Genomic DNA, 14,075 nt, shown 5'->3' with positions numbered 1-14,075 from the left:
TGAGGTGTGGCTGAAAGGCCGCACCTCTTTTACAAAGGAGGAATTTATAATGAATCAAACAAATACAAGCAAGCGCATACCTACACAGATCAATGAATTTCGGGGAGATTATGCTTTTCTAAGCAATTTCTATCCGGCACCGGTCTCTTACATGGGACAAACCTATGCAAATAATGAAGCTGCTTTTCAAGCGCAGAAAACACTCTCTGCGAGAGAGCAACGCAAATTCTGTATTTTTCGGATGCATAATCCTTCTGATGCAAAGAAACTCGGCAGAGATCTTACATTACGCCCGGACTGGGAAAAAGTGAAAGTCCGGCTCATGTATGAAATCTGCATGTGCAAATTCATGCAGAACCCGGAACTCCGGGATAAACTTCTTGCAACCGGAGAGTCCACACTTATTGAAGGAAACAACTGGGGTGACTATTTCTGGGGCAAAGTCAATAACTGCGGAGAAAACCAGTTAGGAATCATCCTGATGGATGTACGTGCGAAGCTGCAGTGGAATGCAGAAACAGCGCCCAATAATATACCTCAATGTCTGCAATAAAGGAAAGGATGGTCTAATAGAATGAATGAAAATGCAAAAACAAAATTAGTGCTTGAGTATACTGGCATGGATGATTTTTCCTGTCCGGTATATAAGGACCAATTCGGAAAGTTGTGGAAGGATATTGACCTTGGCAAAGAGCCTGAACCGAATCTTTATTCTTTATCTTTTAACCATATTGATGGAGAACCTTCCCATCCCATACAGCAGGAGTACACATTTCATCCGGCTCCGTATCAAAGAAGTTCCTATGAATTCGAGTACCGGATGTTAAGTAAATTACAGTCTGACTGTGAATACTATCTGGGCTACGGAAATCGCAGTCCGTCTATCCTATGCAATCATAGCGTTCAAAACCATATTGCCCGTATGAAAGAATTATGGAATGGTTTTCCCACAGATCAGAAACCGGAATGGCTGACCTGGGAACAGCTTCTTCAGTACGAAAAAGTAATGACAGAAACCGGAATACCCGTGAAGAACTGCTCAGACTAGACAATTCATCATTTATCAGAAATTACCCTCTATATTATCCATTCATATTTTGATATAATAGGAACAGTTGAAAGAAAGGAGCATTTCCCATGTATCTGAAAAGAAAAGTTTACGATCAGCTTCTGGATTGGAAAAACGATACCGTCCACAGCACCTTGGAAGTGAATGGTGCCAGACAGGTCGGAAAAACATATATTATCAATAAATTTGCGGATGAGAACTTCAGGCACAAGATCTACATTAACCTGTTTGATTTGTCCGGCAAACAATTTATGGAATGTTACAAAAAAGCCACAGACTGGACTCCCGGTACAAAACGACCGGAGCAGCCGCTTCACGATGCTTTTAAACTCTTCGATCCGGATTTTGAAGATACCAACGATACAGTCATCATTATTGATGAAATTCAGGAATCCTCAGAGATATTCAACCGTATCCGAGAATTTACCCGCTATTTTCAAGCGCATTTCATTGTAACTGGAAGTTATCTGGGACGTGTACTGGAACCGGAATTCAAATTCTCCAGTGGAGATATTACCAGTATCCGTATTTATACCCTTTCCTTTAAAGAGTTTTTGGAAGCATTGGATGACCAGCTTTTTCAGAAGTATCTATCACTTCCACTGGATCATGCAGATGACACCGTACCGGAACTATATGACGAATTAAAGAATGTTTACGACATCTATAGACAGATTGGCGGCTATCCAAAGGTTGTGGAAACATACCTTAACACAAAAGACGTGGAAGCAGCTCAAAAAGAGCTTGTTAGAATCATCCGCATTTTCTTAAACGAATCTATGCGGTACTTTGATGACATCACAGATATTAGTGTTTTTACCAACATCTTTTTAAGCATCTGCCGTATTCTGCTTCGTGAAAAGAAAGGATTAGATGAGGACAGTATAAGTGAAGAACTGCAAAAGCTCGTTACAAAGAATTACTCCAGTAATCTTTCTAAAGCAACCTGCTATCGTGCTATCAACTGGCTTTACCATTCTGGAATCATCGGTTTCTGTGGCAAAATCACAGAACTGGACATCTTGAATTTCAAACCGGGAAGCCGCTGCTTCTTCATGGATCTTGGAGTTGCATATTATTATCTCTCCAGAACTGGTGCTACTGTATCAACTATGGATGGCTCATTGAACGAAAACTATGTTTACATTAACTTGTCCAAACGCCAGGAATTCCCGGAAGAAATTATCTTTGAGACACCGGCTTTTGCTACTTATAAAGGTGGTGAAATTGATTTTGTAGCTCAGACATTGAAAACTCACATCCGCTATCTGATTGAAGTTAAAGCCGGTAAGGGAACTGCATCTACTGCCTTGAAGGCATTGGAACAGGGGAAGGCCAATAAACTACTATATCTGAAAGGTGATACCAAAGGCGGAACCGTTGGAAACGTACAAACACTTCCTATCTATCTGCTAGAACAATATCATTTTTAATCAAAGAAAGAATACTTCGAGCCGCCCATCCGGACGGCTCTTTTCATCTATATTCTTGTATATTTATTTTACTAACAGCGCATCATTCTTTGAAAGAAGATATATACAGTATTGATTCATACTGATGCCTTCTTTTTTTGAGTGTTCCGCCAGATCCCGGTGTAAGCTGCGTGGCATCCTTATTTTAAACTGTCCCGAATACTCTTCCAGGCTTCCCGGTTCGTGAATCTCAATCCCTTCTTCCAGTGCAGCTTCTAACCATGCTTTTTTTGCATCCGCTGCATTTTCAACTGCCCTTTCTATCGTCTCTCCACAGGTGATGCATCCCGGCAGTTCCGGATAAGAAACCACAAATCCACCTTCATCCTTATCTTCCACAATTTCCATGCGATAGGACATTGCCAAATAATCATTCAGTGTCTTCATCGTTTTTCGCCTCACTTTCTACAATCTGCTTTACCATTTCAACATAAATTTTCTTGATTGGTTCGTGTTTCGGTATTGTTATCGGCTGGCATCCCGCTTTACGGAATGTATAATGGCTGCTCCCACTTCTCGGAGCATTTATCTCATATCCATAACTTTCTAATACTTTTCTTAGTTCATCAAAACGAAGGTCTTTCGATAATGAGCAAATTCTTGTCAATAGTTTATCCCATTTCGACATCTTTAATGCCTCCTATCTATAGTATATGTGGTGTCATATGTGGTGTCAATCTGTTTTTCATCTTTCTTGGTCAAATAAGGCTGCAGCTCTTTCTTAGCAGCCGTCACAAATTCTTCTTTTCTCGAACTTACCATATAAATCTTCCAGAGCATCAGATTCAGCTTTTCCGCATCCACTGCTTTGCATTTCTTTTTAATCATGCGGATAAACGGATAGATTACCGTATCCGATAACTTGTTCCCAGCAATCAACATCGTTCCATCCGTTCCATATACCTCATACAGACATTCCAAAATACTCCCCAAATCTGTCACCAATCGGAATGCCGGCTTTTCATATTTCTTTTTAGCTTCCATCATATGCTCCTCCTACATTCGAACCGTCAGTCCACTGAGACTCGTCTTAGGAAGCCCTACCAGATACCAGTCTTCATCCATTTCAATCCGAACCGGAATCCATGCATCCTTTACCTTCACATCAAAACATTCTCCGCAATGAAGACCTCCATAATAAGATTCAATCCCAAACCGGATATCAAATCTTCCCATTGATGGATCATAAATTAAAGTACCTATTCTCTTTTCACTCATATTTCTTTCCTCCTGAAATTCTTTGGTCTATATAAGTAATAGGACTTTAATTTGCAGAATTTGAAAGTTCCGGGTATTTTTCATAAAAAGTTTTTCGATAGCGATAAAAAGTTGAGTGCGTCATTCCCAAATTTTTACGAAGCTGTGTAGGTGTCGTTTCTCCAGAAACTACGCTTTGAAAGTTCTCATCAAAAGTTTCCTGCTTCATCACACTTGGTCTTCCATAATCATCCCATTCGCCCCGCAATTTCTTCGCTTCTATCCCTTCCCGCTGTCGCTTCTCCTTTTTCTCCAGCTCTGCCTGCGCCATAGAAGCATAAAGCTCCAGCATCATGTTATTGATTGTTTCCAGCATCATCCTTGCCATCGCATTATCCATCACAGATAAATCCATAAGCGTAGTCGGCAGTTCCAGAACCATAAGCCGCACTCCCATGTTCTTAATCCGCTGGATCTGTTGCATGGTGTCATACTTGTTTCTTCCCAGTCTGTCCAATTCTGTAACAATCAAAATATCTCCCGGCCGCAGGACATCCTCCACTAAAACGGTATATCTCGGACGATTAAAATTCTTCCCTGTCTCCTGATCCGTAAAAATATTCGTAAGTGCCATCTCATGCTCGTTACAGTACCGCTCAATTTCCTGTATGCCACGGTCAAGATGCTGCTCCTTTGTACTGGTACGGTGATATCCATATATCTGCATCCACATTTCTCCTTTCCATGTCCCAAAATATCCACACTTTTATTGGTATATTTCAAAACTGTGTGTGTAACCTTTTTGAAATATAATCCCTCTTTCCGGAACGTACTTCTAAAATGTATACATTTTGGGATATGTTTCTTTTCTATTTCTGTACGTACCAGAGCCGAAAAGTGCAACAAATATGACAAAAAACTCCCAGAGGATGTTACTCCCCTGAGAGTGGTTGAAACTTATAGCCCACACCTCGGACGGTGCGGATGTAATTCCAGTTCCGTGAATCTACTTTTAACTTTTTACGAAGCTGGCTAATGCAGCACATAACCGCATTAGCACAGTCAATCGGTTCTTCCTTCCAGACATTACGATAAATCTCCTCGTGAGAGAATACCCAGCCAGGATGTTCTGTTAGATATTTTAGTACCGTAAATTCTTTCAGACTCAATTCAATCTTTTGATCATTCATAAAAACAGTATGACAGCGAATATCTATCTGTAGGTTTTTGTCTTTGTAATGCAATTTACTTTCCTCCTAATCTGTTTCACCTTATCACAGCTAATCTAAAATGCTATTATTAGACTGCCAAAACTCAAATTCAAAACCAGAGCAATGCTTTACCTGCAAATAGTCTGGTAATAGACCAGTAGAATCGCAATAGCTGCAAGAGCCAGAAACGGCAAACACATAATTACCGGGGCAGAGTGAAGTGATAAATAAGAACCACTGATTTTTTAGCATTTCAGCCGGATATACAAGCCATCCCCATAGATTGGTGACCGTTACTGTTAAAATTACAGCACTGCCTATATATGTGGCAGCTCCTTTCCGGGTAAAGTTAAAGTCGCAGACCTTTACGACCTACGGCTTAATAGTACGAAAAGACATTAACTTTTCTGTAAAAGAATTTGATGTACTTTATATGCTATATTCTAATCCAGGGATGGCTTTTACTAAACAACAGATTTATGAAGCAGTTTGGCATGAAAAAGCAAATGGTTATTTCCACGCCGTGGAAAACACTATTTTTCAAATACGCAAGAAGATAAAAAAGTATTCCAGCGACAAGAATTACATAAAAACAGTAGTTGGATATGGGTATAAATTTGAAGTTTAATCTGCAGGATATAAGGAGCACCGGGTTTGAGGGAGATTCCCCACTAAGAAAATTTCTATGTTCTGGCTACAAAGCCGGAACATAGGTCGGCATCCATCCCTGTTTCTTCCCAATCCTGCAGACCTAATAAGAAATCAGCTAGTGACTTCTTCATCAAAAGTCTTTTTTTAGAGAAATAATCCATTTTTCAATAGCATCCGCCAAAACTATCTGCTGTTGCAATACTGCCATACCAGTCTTAGGGATTTCCGGATCATTCTCTTTCTCTCGAAGATTTTCCTCCAGATAAGTTTTTAATATTTCAATATTTTCCTCAATACTGGCAATACATGATTGTTGACTTTCAGGCGGTAACTTATCCAAATTTACAATTACTGCATTAAAATCTAAAAAAAAGTGAATGGGTTTAGAGGCTGTTTCCATCATAAGCTTTACAAATTCTTTTTCGCCTTCATCTGTTAATGAATAAACTGCTTTTTCAGGCATCTTACCTTCTTTCACAATTTCTCCTTTAATGAAGCCTTTTTCCTCCAACTGAATTGCTTTTTTGTAAATGGATGGTGTACTGATTTTTACCCATTTTGATATATTACGATATTCCACTAATTTTTGAATATCATAGGCTCCCATCGGTTCCTTTTTCAATATTCCTAACACAATTAAATCTATTGTAGCCATAGTTCACCCACTTTCTATATCCACGAAAGCTATAAAATACTTACGGTTATATATACTGTAATTTATAGTATTTGATTTTATACCTCTTGTCAAGGAAATTGCAGGATACACGCTTGACAACTACTATAAATTATAGTAGTATTCTCTCACGTAGTATACTATAATTTATACTACTATAATTTATATTCTTAATTGAAAGGAGTATTTGAAATGAACAAGAATAACAACAAAATGGATTTATTAGGAAATGCACCTGTTCCCCAAGCACTAATGGCTCTTGGTATACCGATAATGATTGGTATGCTTATTAACGCTCTCTACAATTTGGTGGATGCTTATTTCATAGGAGGACTTGGCGAGAGTCAAATGGGTGCAATTTCCATTGCGTTTCCTTTAGGACAAGTAGTTGTTGGTTTAGGTCTGATGTTTGGCAATGGTGCCGCCTCCTACTTATCAAGACTTTTAGGGCGAGGAGATAGGGAAGCTGCAAGTAAAGTCGCCAGTACTGCATTATACAGCAGTGTTTGTATTGGCGCAGTTATTATTATCGGAACTGCAATTTTTTTGAAACCTATTTTAACCATGTTAGGTGCAACAGACACGATTATGCCATACGCCCTTTCTTATGGAAGAATCTATGTTATTTCATGTATTTTCAATGTATTTAATGTAACGATGAACAATATCGTTGCAAGTGAAGGCGCCGCAAAAACAACTATGTGTGCATTATTATTAGGAGCTGTATTGAATATTGGTTTAGATCCTATTTTCATCTATACTCTCGACATGGGGGTTGCTGGTGCGGCAATCGCTACAGCAATTTCTCAAATGGCTTCTACTCTTGTATATTTAATTTATGCATTACAGAAAAAAAGCGCTTTTACATTTTCCATTAAGGAATTTTGTCCTTCTAAGCAGATCATAACTGAAATTCTGAAAATCGGTATACCCACATTGACTTTCCAGCTTCTTACAAGCCTTTCTATCGCATTCATAAACCGGGAAGCTAATATCTATGGAGATGCTGTTATCGCCGGAATGGGCGCTGTTACAAGAATCACTTCAATGGGAACTCTGGTTGTGTTCGGCTTCTTAAAAGGTTTCCAACCAATTGCCGGCTTTAGCTATGGTGCCAAAAAGTTTGATCGGCTCAGGGAAGCAATTAAAACTTCTATCTTATGGTCAACAATATTTTGTGTAGTTGTGGGATTGACAATAGCCCTATTTTCCACACAGATTATTTCGCAATTTACAGAAGGCAATACAGAGATGATTTCTGTAGGTCAAAAATCGCTAATGGCAAATGGATTTTCCTTCTTCGTATTTGGATTTTACACAGTGTATTCTTCTCTGTTTCTTGCACTTGGAAAAGGCACCGCCGGATTCGTTCTTGGGGCTTGCCGACAAGGTATTTGCTTTGTTCCGATCATTCTGTTGCTCCCATCATTCTGGGGCATAAATGGAATACTATATGCACAACCGATTGCCGATGTAATTTCTGCTATTGTTACTGTGTTTATGGCTCTACATCTTCATAAAGAACTGGCAACAACAAAAGAGCATTAAAGCATCAGGCAACATAATAGATCAACACCGTCTGCCGCTTCGAACTGAGGCAATATCACCCTTCAAAAAACAATCACTCCCAGAGGATGTTACTCCCCTGAGAGTGATTGCAGCCTTTGTTTAAGATAACTTACTCAATTATCTGGAATCTCTGGATACACTGAAGCAATGTACTTACCAGTTCCTGATACAGATCTTCATCAAATCTGCCATTCACAATCGCATTCTTAATTAAAAGCGGCTTATATATCTCTAAAATCTTCAGTACCGCATCTGCATTTCCTTCTTTTGCCTTTAAAAGTAATCGTTCAAAATTCATTAGTTTTCACCTCCCATCACCTTGCGGATCTTCCGGATTGCATAATAATAAATACCCTTGCATCGCTCCTCTGATAACCCGTTTAGCCTGCTCATTTCCTCAAAAGTACGTTCTTCAAACACATGCTGGTAAATCAGCTTCCGTTCTTCATCCCGCAGCGTATGAAGCGCTTTCATCAGTCTTTCATCTGACATCTTATTCCATTCTGGATATTTCCCCTGTGCCTCCTGCAATAAAAGCTGCTCCCTCGTTTGGTTCTCCAGCAATTCTTCGATTACAATTCTTGCCTCCATCTGTCCAATATCCTCCAACAGTTCTTCTGCATCAGCCATCTGGATTTTCTTCTCCAGATAATCATGTCGTTTTCCACGGACAAACTGTATCAGATATGCTGTAAAGTGATTTTGTATCTTTGATCCTGTATATGTTTTTTTGTTCATTTGTTTTATCCTCCGAAATTTTTTATCACGTTCCAAAAAATTCCGAGGATGGCGGTGAGCGGCAACAAAACGTGACACTGCTTCATTTTTCGAAAAAAGAAAGGCTGGACCACTCTATTCGTAGTCCAGCCGATACTTCTCTTTCTATGTAATTGTGTAGGATATGCGATGATAGTATCTCATATACTGCATATTCTAACTTCTCTCCGACACATTGTATGGATAAGATTTTTTTAACAGATTCAGTTCCTCTTTGGCTTTTATCTTATGCTGTCCATTCATGTCTGTCGTACTTACTTCCATGTTTCTCTATTTGTGCATGTGTTATCCTGCTTATCATAACGCACTTTAACGCATTTCGTATAGTGTTAATCTACGATAAAATATATGCATTAAGTGAGGTGATATAGATGGTGAAAAAATTATTGGGAGATGCAGTCAGGGAAGAACGTCTCCGCCGCAATCTTTCGCAAAACAGCCTTGCGGAACAGGCAAAGATTTCTTTACGGACTGTCTCTGATATTGAAAACTATATTGGCAATCCACAGTTGGAAACACTTTATGCTTGGCAACTTACTTACATATTTCCATAGATGCTATATTTTCTAACCAGAAAACGAACCCGGATTCTACCATGCAGCAAATCATGGCAGAACTAAATTCCTGCCCGGAGGAGCAGAAACAGCTTGCCCTTTCTACACTGCGTGGACTTCTGGATGGATTCAAGAACCTAAGTTAAGGCTCTCCCGTATCCTTCATCATCTACACATTATACAAAGACAATCTGTGAGTAATCTGTGAATAGTCTGTGAGTTTTCTGTCTATTCCCATTCTGATACAAAGAACAGGAGAGTACACTGCCATAAGCATGTGTATCTCTCCTGCTTTTTTATGCCCTGCGAAATGCACTGATAGCATCCACTACATTCTGTCTCATAGTCTGATCCATCCGCAGCGGTTCTTCTTCCATCAAATCAACTTCTGTGGGCATTTCTCTATTTATCTTAGAAACGTCCTGCCCTTCCAATACCTTTCTTACTTCTTCCCGGATGATTTGCTGCATCATTGGCCGGAGCATATCCGGTTCCATGCTTATACTGCCATTACCTGTCTCATCCGTTCTTCCCGTATATGCCAGAATTGCCGCAACGATCAGTTTTGCTTTTTTCTCTGTCGTATTCAGAAGTTCTGTCACATACACGTGATCTGGATCCGACTTATCAAAACCAATAGTGAATACAAACGGATTTTTCTTTCCCATAAAATCACACTCCAGCCTGTGTCATGCGATACAAAAGATCATATCCATCGGCATTTGCTTTCATATCCCGGATAAAGGTATGTTTTCCCAACCGGTCTGCCTGCTCCAGAAATCGTTCCAGAAGCACTGCTCCGCCGCCGATAAACACCGTATAAGTAGATTTTGTATCAATGCCCCGCTCTCGGATGCTGTTCAGAAGATCGGTAACAAAATTCTGAACCATGGTTTCTACTGCCTGTACAACAGCTTCCTCATAATACTGCGTTTTTCCCTTGATGATACTGTCGATATCTGCCTCCTCCAGAAGCATGTCATATTCACTGTTAATACTGGAAATGATATCGTTATACATGGTAATCACACCTTTTTCCAGAGAATCACAATAATCCATATCCGGTCTGCCACTTCTCATCAGAAGATAATCAGAAGTAAATCCGCCAATATCAATCCCTACGACTTTCGGAATCTCACGGATTTCCATCATCCTCGTCATCATGGCTGCATAATCCTGCGGAAACGCCATTACATTCTGTATACAGAGGTGATAGACTTTATCGTTGAAGCACAGTTCCTGCACCTTCCCGTCCCCTTTGAAATAGCGTTCATATCTCTCACAAAGCTCTGCAAAATGCTTCGGCGGAAGCCCAATCGGAAGTTCCACCTGAATGACATCCTCCGGCTGGATCTGGCTTTTCTGCTCCAGCTCCATTGCAATGGCAAATAAGGTCAGAATCCAGAATCGGTTCCGGCTGTCCTGCGTCTTGTCCCTCTGGTACGGAATCCGCTTCTCACTAAGGGTATAATACTTTCCCTGATATTTCAGATACTTCTCTCCCCTGGCAGGCTTTTTATCCTGTTCCGTCAGTCCTGTGGTAAAGATAAAATGACAGGTTTTCATGTTCCGGTTCCCGTGATCCACGGCTACTCTTAATTTTTTAATCATAATGATTTCACTCCTTTGTATTTGATACTTATTCTGTACGTAGGAGGTACCTAGAGTGCAACTCTTTATAATCCATTTTCTTATTTTACCAATCAAAAAATTCAAAAAACAAAAATTAAAAATTATCTTTTTTAATTTTTTAAATAAATGCAACCGTTACAATATTTACTGTGTATCTTATTACAAAGGGAACCTTGGAAAAGAGTCGTGTACATATATGAAGGCTTATAAAAAAATAATCAGTTTTATCCTAACACTCGTTATGATGCTGTCGCTAAGTGTTAATGTTTTTGCAGCAGAGCCGCTTACAGATGACCCTAATATGATTGAATGGAAGTACACTGTGTTTGCTGACGAAAGCCTGCAGAAAGTTGTTGAAGAAGGTGTTATTCCAAATGCATATGCCCGATATACTTGGCGCGGAATCACATTGAAAAATGGCGAAGTCGCCATATTAACACCATCAAATAACAGTATGGGACTTTATTGTAATAGCGGCAGATACATAACTATAAATTACACTTTGAGCCGTTCTGCTTTTCATCGTTCAAGAGTACGCGCATACGTAGCTGGACCTTCATCAGAATTTGTGCGTGAGATTACAGCAAGTGGTTTGCGTTCAGGATTTACGACACAGGCAACAGATTACTATTACGGCATGGTAACTAATCTGTCCTCTGATGCCTTTACAATCAAATCATTTTCTATTACATTTTAATAGTGGAAAATATTTCAAGTGCTGGTGAGTACTTATCCTGATTTTAATTGAAGCTTTTTAACTTGGTTTCTCGGTTCCCTTTTTTGAAAATACACATTCCCATTATTAAACCACTGCTATAGTATTCACTGAATTTATGAGGTAGAAGCATGTTATTTAACATAGATGAGAAACAACTGATGCTCGAACTAAAAAATAAAGATGAGCGCGCTTTAAAAATATGTATGAACAAATACTACAGATATGTTGTATACATAGTCGAGAATATTATTGGAAGTGCTTTGCCATATGAAGACAAGGAGGAGGTCGTGTCTAATGTTTTTGTAGCTCTATGGAATTACAGTGCAGATTTAGATACAGATAACTACAGCACATTCAAACCCTATTTAGGAACAATCGCAAGAAACATGGCAAAAAACGCATTACGAAAAACCTCTAAGATGCATTTTGAAAATTACGAAGATGCGTTTCAGGTTGGAACGAACGAACATATTGAATACGGGCCGTTAAAAGAAGAAGTAATCAAATGCTTAAAAGAAAGCATATATGAACTATCAGTTGACGAAAGAAAATGTTTTATCTCGTACTACTATTACACTAAGACAATCGCTGTAATAGCAGAAGAAACCGGATTAAAAGAATCTACAGTAAAATCCAAACTGTTACGCGGACGTAAAAAATTAAAACTAAAAATGGAAAAGAAGGGATTTAGATATGAAGACTGTAAAATTTTCTTTGAATGAGTTAATGAGTGAAATTGATGAATCTTTTATTGAGGAAGTGTATTTTCATGATTGCAATAAAATACTGAAAAAATATTCCAAACAAAAGATACGTCAAAATGTATTTTGTAAAACAGCTTCAAAACATAAGCCTTTAAAGTTCACTTATAGAACTGCAATTATTGTAACTGTGGTTTCAGTGTTTTTGTGTATGCCTGTATATGCTGCAATCAGTCATCTGTTAACATCGGCTTTAATTGATGACAGCAATCGACATTTAATCGGGACAGAAACCAATGATAGAAGCTACATCATATTAAAAGACGGTGTATATACCAATGAAAATGGGAAAGTTGTTGATATTGAGGAATTAGCCAAATCTTCATCAGAATTTCCTGAAAGCAGAATTGTTAAAAGCAGTCTGATGCCTAATTTCATACCATCATCAATAGTAGAGATTCCTACTGATAAATCAGATGAAATGTATATCATTCCAGAAATAATTCTAATCAACAATTCACTTTGTGTACTTACACAAGACAATGGAAAGGGATGGGAACTAACTGATAAAGATAATATAGTCATTTCGTTTGATAAATATAAATCAGACATTACAGTATCCCAAGATTTGATTATCGGTTATGTAAAAGACGGGATAATGTATGAAGGAGAAGTGTTCGATGAACTGAGTGGAAAATATAGTTTCTCACCAGATGAAAAAGGGGAATATTTTTTCTATCTGCTTAGCGGAAGTTCCGATTATCTATCTCTTAAAAGCGGTAATCTGGAGGTAAATTAAATGTTGCTTTTGCGGGACTTCAGCATACCAATTAACTTTAGTATAAGGACGGGAAGACCTCTTCCGTACAGGAATAGGTCTTCTTGCTGTCTCCGTGCATGCTTTAAAGTATAAATAGGCTTTAATCTGGATACAATTTCAACTGCATCGTTGATACACGCTGTGTTTATCTCGTTTACTGTATCATTCATAAGAATTTAATTGGTTATGTTTATTGTGATGATAGAGTAGCCTTTGTTTTGAACATCTTCCTTGAAAGATTTGTAAACGATACTGTAGATTATCATATTCATTATGTCGGCGTAGATTCTTTAGATGAAGAATGTATTGAATGCAGAAAATACTCTGATTATTGTGAACATATTTTACCTGCTTTCTGGATAGATGACGATTTTTGTGAATAATGAAACACTGGTGTTTGGTTATTCAAAATTTAAGCTGATAGATACTGGTGTTAAGTATATTAATCCGAAGCATTTTTCCGTAAAAAACTTTGTAAAGTATTGCAGATTCAATAAAGAGTGAAATTACAGTAAAATAAAAGATAGTTTTTTCGTTCCTTTGTTATGCCATTGTTCTACGCCGGAATCTTTTCTGCCATCTCCGGCAGGCACTTCTCAAATAATTCCCGATATCTTCGATACCCTTCATCCCGGAGTGACCTTGCAGTGATGTCAGAGACCAAAGGAGAAGCTCTTCCTCTTCCACAGCATACGGAGAGGTATAGACAAATTTTTTCCCGTCAAAATGCGGTTTTGATAACTTCAGTATTTCCGTAATCTCTCCTTTTGTTTCCGCCTGCATAATCATTTCCACTTTCTTCCGATGGAACTCGCAGACGATGCTCTCCAGAAATCCCTGCTTCAGATAAAATTCCGCCCTTCTATAAAGTTTTACAAGAGCCTCCACTCTTTCATCAAATAACTTGTCCTTTTCACTGACTATCATCTGTGCCAGTGCGTTTGCATGTTCCATAACCAATGCTGTTCCCATTACATTTCCTCCCATAATAAAAGCTGGCATAAGAAATTTCTTCTCACACCAGCACGATT

The 14,075-nt window shown here is 38.7% G+C and carries 21 protein-coding genes; 9 read left to right on the top strand and 12 right to left on the bottom strand.

Annotated elements, in window-relative coordinates:
• Positions 1-49 precede the first annotated feature (49 nt).
• The 3 genes from DW904_RS08575 (at position 50) to DW904_RS08565 (ending at position 2,502) form a co-directional block, all read left to right on the top strand.
• Positions 50-553: an NADAR family protein gene (locus tag DW904_RS08575; RefSeq protein ID WP_023921566.1), complete on the top strand. Its 504-nt coding sequence runs from the start codon at positions 50-52 to the stop codon at positions 551-553.
• Between the two features lie 21 nt (positions 554-574).
• Entirely contained in the window at positions 575-1,048 is a 474-nt protein-coding gene (locus tag DW904_RS08570) for an LPD11 domain-containing protein (protein ID WP_005333427.1), read from the top strand.
• 89 nt (positions 1,049-1,137) lie between these two features.
• Positions 1,138-2,502, top strand: a complete 1,365-nt coding sequence (locus DW904_RS08565; protein ID WP_005333425.1) for an AAA family ATPase — start codon at positions 1,138-1,140, stop codon at positions 2,500-2,502.
• 63 nt (positions 2,503-2,565) lie between these two features.
• On the opposite strand, the gene DW904_RS08560 is transcribed toward DW904_RS08565, so the two are convergent.
• From DW904_RS08560 to DW904_RS08535, 6 genes are all read right to left on the bottom strand, one after another.
• Complete coding sequence (locus DW904_RS08560; RefSeq protein WP_005333424.1) at positions 2,566-2,928, bottom strand: type II toxin-antitoxin system HicB family antitoxin; 363 nt, start codon at positions 2,926-2,928, stop codon at positions 2,566-2,568.
• Complete coding sequence (locus DW904_RS08555; RefSeq protein ID WP_005333422.1) at positions 2,912-3,169, bottom strand: type II toxin-antitoxin system HicA family toxin; 258 nt, start codon at positions 3,167-3,169, stop codon at positions 2,912-2,914. The genes DW904_RS08560 and DW904_RS08555 overlap by 17 nt, the downstream gene beginning before the upstream one ends.
• A gap of 2 nt (positions 3,170-3,171) precedes the next feature.
• Positions 3,172-3,528, bottom strand: a complete 357-nt coding sequence (locus DW904_RS08550) for a hypothetical protein (protein ID WP_005333420.1) — start codon at positions 3,526-3,528, stop codon at positions 3,172-3,174.
• Between the two features lie 9 nt (positions 3,529-3,537).
• Positions 3,538-3,759: a DUF5348 domain-containing protein gene (locus tag DW904_RS08545; protein ID WP_005333419.1), complete on the bottom strand. Its 222-nt coding sequence runs from the start codon at positions 3,757-3,759 to the stop codon at positions 3,538-3,540.
• Positions 3,760-3,805: 46 nt separating this feature from the next.
• A complete protein-coding gene (locus DW904_RS08540) occupies positions 3,806-4,465 on the bottom strand; it encodes a recombinase family protein (RefSeq protein WP_040015506.1) in 660 nt (219 codons plus the stop codon).
• Positions 4,466-4,670: 205 nt separating this feature from the next.
• Positions 4,671-4,982, bottom strand: a complete 312-nt coding sequence (locus tag DW904_RS08535; protein WP_023921561.1) for a winged helix-turn-helix domain-containing protein — start codon at positions 4,980-4,982, stop codon at positions 4,671-4,673.
• Between the two features lie 253 nt (positions 4,983-5,235).
• Between DW904_RS08535 and DW904_RS24500 the strand changes: the two genes are divergently transcribed.
• Positions 5,236-5,577 (top strand): helix-turn-helix domain-containing protein, encoded by a 342-nt coding sequence (locus tag DW904_RS24500; protein ID WP_005333412.1) that lies wholly within the window; start codon positions 5,236-5,238, stop codon positions 5,575-5,577.
• 153 nt (positions 5,578-5,730) lie between these two features.
• Here DW904_RS24500 and DW904_RS08525 read toward each other — a convergent pair whose 3' ends face one another.
• Positions 5,731-6,255 carry a PadR family transcriptional regulator gene (locus DW904_RS08525; RefSeq protein WP_005333410.1) on the bottom strand — a complete coding sequence of 175 codons (525 nt, stop codon included), beginning with the start codon at positions 6,253-6,255 and terminating at the stop codon, positions 5,731-5,733.
• 210 nt (positions 6,256-6,465) lie between these two features.
• Here DW904_RS08525 and DW904_RS08520 point away from each other — a divergent pair, with 210 nt between their 5' ends.
• Positions 6,466-7,821 carry an MATE family efflux transporter gene (locus DW904_RS08520; protein ID WP_005333407.1) on the top strand — a complete coding sequence of 452 codons (1,356 nt, stop codon included), beginning with the start codon at positions 6,466-6,468 and terminating at the stop codon, positions 7,819-7,821.
• A gap of 130 nt (positions 7,822-7,951) precedes the next feature.
• Here the strand turns inward: DW904_RS08520 and DW904_RS08515 are convergent, their stop codons facing one another.
• Positions 7,952-8,140 carry a helix-turn-helix domain-containing protein gene (locus tag DW904_RS08515; protein ID WP_005333406.1) on the bottom strand — a complete coding sequence of 63 codons (189 nt, stop codon included), beginning with the start codon at positions 8,138-8,140 and terminating at the stop codon, positions 7,952-7,954.
• Entirely contained in the window at positions 8,140-8,580 is a 441-nt protein-coding gene (locus DW904_RS08510) for a sigma factor-like helix-turn-helix DNA-binding protein (RefSeq protein ID WP_023921559.1), read from the bottom strand. Before DW904_RS08510 ends, DW904_RS08515 begins: the two co-directional genes overlap by 1 nt.
• 410 nt (positions 8,581-8,990) lie before the next feature.
• On the opposite strand from DW904_RS08510, the gene DW904_RS23760 reads away from it, so the two are divergent.
• Positions 8,991-9,173: a helix-turn-helix transcriptional regulator gene (locus tag DW904_RS23760; RefSeq protein WP_243110347.1), complete on the top strand. Its 183-nt coding sequence runs from the start codon at positions 8,991-8,993 to the stop codon at positions 9,171-9,173.
• A gap of 296 nt (positions 9,174-9,469) precedes the next feature.
• On the opposite strand, the gene DW904_RS08500 is transcribed toward DW904_RS23760, so the two are convergent.
• Positions 9,470-9,841 (bottom strand): hypothetical protein, encoded by a 372-nt coding sequence (locus DW904_RS08500; protein WP_005333400.1) that lies wholly within the window; start codon positions 9,839-9,841, stop codon positions 9,470-9,472.
• 4 nt (positions 9,842-9,845) lie between these two features.
• On the bottom strand, positions 9,846-10,784 hold the full coding sequence (locus tag DW904_RS08495) for a ParM/StbA family protein (RefSeq protein WP_020436706.1): 939 nt from the start codon (positions 10,782-10,784) through the stop codon (positions 9,846-9,848).
• 55 nt (positions 10,785-10,839) lie between these two features.
• Between DW904_RS08495 and DW904_RS08490 the strand changes: the two genes are divergently transcribed.
• The 3 genes from DW904_RS08490 (at position 10,840) to DW904_RS08480 (ending at position 13,023) form a co-directional block, all read left to right on the top strand.
• The gene (locus DW904_RS08490; protein WP_023921558.1) at positions 10,840-11,502 is read left to right on the top strand and encodes a hypothetical protein; all 663 of its coding nucleotides are present in this window, start codon (positions 10,840-10,842) and stop codon (positions 11,500-11,502) included.
• 149 nt (positions 11,503-11,651) lie between these two features.
• Complete coding sequence (locus DW904_RS08485; RefSeq protein ID WP_020436704.1) at positions 11,652-12,245, top strand: sigma-70 family RNA polymerase sigma factor; 594 nt, start codon at positions 11,652-11,654, stop codon at positions 12,243-12,245.
• Positions 12,217-13,023 (top strand): hypothetical protein, encoded by an 807-nt coding sequence (locus DW904_RS08480; RefSeq protein ID WP_109215051.1) that lies wholly within the window; start codon positions 12,217-12,219, stop codon positions 13,021-13,023. The genes DW904_RS08485 and DW904_RS08480 overlap by 29 nt, the downstream gene beginning before the upstream one ends.
• Before the next feature lie 564 nt (positions 13,024-13,587).
• Here DW904_RS08480 and DW904_RS08475 read toward each other — a convergent pair.
• Positions 13,588-14,016, bottom strand: coding sequence for a hypothetical protein (locus DW904_RS08475; RefSeq protein ID WP_243110346.1), 429 nt, complete (start codon positions 14,014-14,016; stop codon positions 13,588-13,590).
• Positions 14,017-14,075 lie beyond the last annotated feature (59 nt).

The organism is Ruminococcus sp. AM42-11 (assembly GCF_003480145.1).
GTDB classification, from domain to species: Bacteria; Bacillota; Clostridia; order Lachnospirales; family Lachnospiraceae; genus Blautia_A; species Blautia_A faecis.
This window is presented reverse-complemented; position numbering and strand designations above follow the sequence as displayed.

Excerpts from the sequence above, each read along its gene's own strand:
- DW904_RS08515 (WP_005333406.1), bottom strand. The coding sequence starts at position 8,140 with ATGAATTTTGAACGATTACTTTTAAAGGCAAAAGAAGGAAATGCAGAT.
- DW904_RS23760 (WP_243110347.1), top strand. The coding sequence starts at position 8,991 with ATGGTGAAAAAATTATTGGGAGATGCAGTCAGGGAAGAACGTCTCCGC.
- DW904_RS08545 (WP_005333419.1), bottom strand. The coding sequence starts at position 3,759 with ATGAGTGAAAAGAGAATAGGTACTTTAATTTATGATCCATCAATGGGA.
- DW904_RS08550 (WP_005333420.1), bottom strand. The coding sequence starts at position 3,528 with ATGATGGAAGCTAAAAAGAAATATGAAAAGCCGGCATTCCGATTGGTG.
- DW904_RS08510 (WP_023921559.1), bottom strand. The coding sequence starts at position 8,580 with ATGAACAAAAAAACATATACAGGATCAAAGATACAAAATCACTTTACA.
- DW904_RS08570 (WP_005333427.1), top strand. The coding sequence starts at position 575 with ATGAATGAAAATGCAAAAACAAAATTAGTGCTTGAGTATACTGGCATG.
- DW904_RS08540 (WP_040015506.1), bottom strand. The coding sequence starts at position 4,465 with ATGCAGATATATGGATATCACCGTACCAGTACAAAGGAGCAGCATCTT.
- DW904_RS08575 (WP_023921566.1), top strand. The coding sequence starts at position 50 with ATGAATCAAACAAATACAAGCAAGCGCATACCTACACAGATCAATGAA.
- DW904_RS08520 (WP_005333407.1), top strand. The coding sequence starts at position 6,466 with ATGAACAAGAATAACAACAAAATGGATTTATTAGGAAATGCACCTGTT.
- DW904_RS08475 (WP_243110346.1), bottom strand. The coding sequence starts at position 14,016 with ATGGGAACAGCATTGGTTATGGAACATGCAAACGCACTGGCACAGATG.
- DW904_RS08500 (WP_005333400.1), bottom strand. The coding sequence starts at position 9,841 with ATGGGAAAGAAAAATCCGTTTGTATTCACTATTGGTTTTGATAAGTCG.
- DW904_RS08555 (WP_005333422.1), bottom strand. The coding sequence starts at position 3,169 with ATGTCGAAATGGGATAAACTATTGACAAGAATTTGCTCATTATCGAAA.
- DW904_RS08480 (WP_109215051.1), top strand. The coding sequence starts at position 12,217 with ATGAAGACTGTAAAATTTTCTTTGAATGAGTTAATGAGTGAAATTGAT.
- DW904_RS08565 (WP_005333425.1), top strand. The coding sequence starts at position 1,138 with ATGTATCTGAAAAGAAAAGTTTACGATCAGCTTCTGGATTGGAAAAAC.
- DW904_RS08560 (WP_005333424.1), bottom strand. The coding sequence starts at position 2,928 with ATGAAGACACTGAATGATTATTTGGCAATGTCCTATCGCATGGAAATT.
- DW904_RS08525 (WP_005333410.1), bottom strand. The coding sequence starts at position 6,255 with ATGGCTACAATAGATTTAATTGTGTTAGGAATATTGAAAAAGGAACCG.
- DW904_RS08495 (WP_020436706.1), bottom strand. The coding sequence starts at position 10,784 with ATGATTAAAAAATTAAGAGTAGCCGTGGATCACGGGAACCGGAACATG.
- DW904_RS08485 (WP_020436704.1), top strand. The coding sequence starts at position 11,652 with ATGTTATTTAACATAGATGAGAAACAACTGATGCTCGAACTAAAAAAT.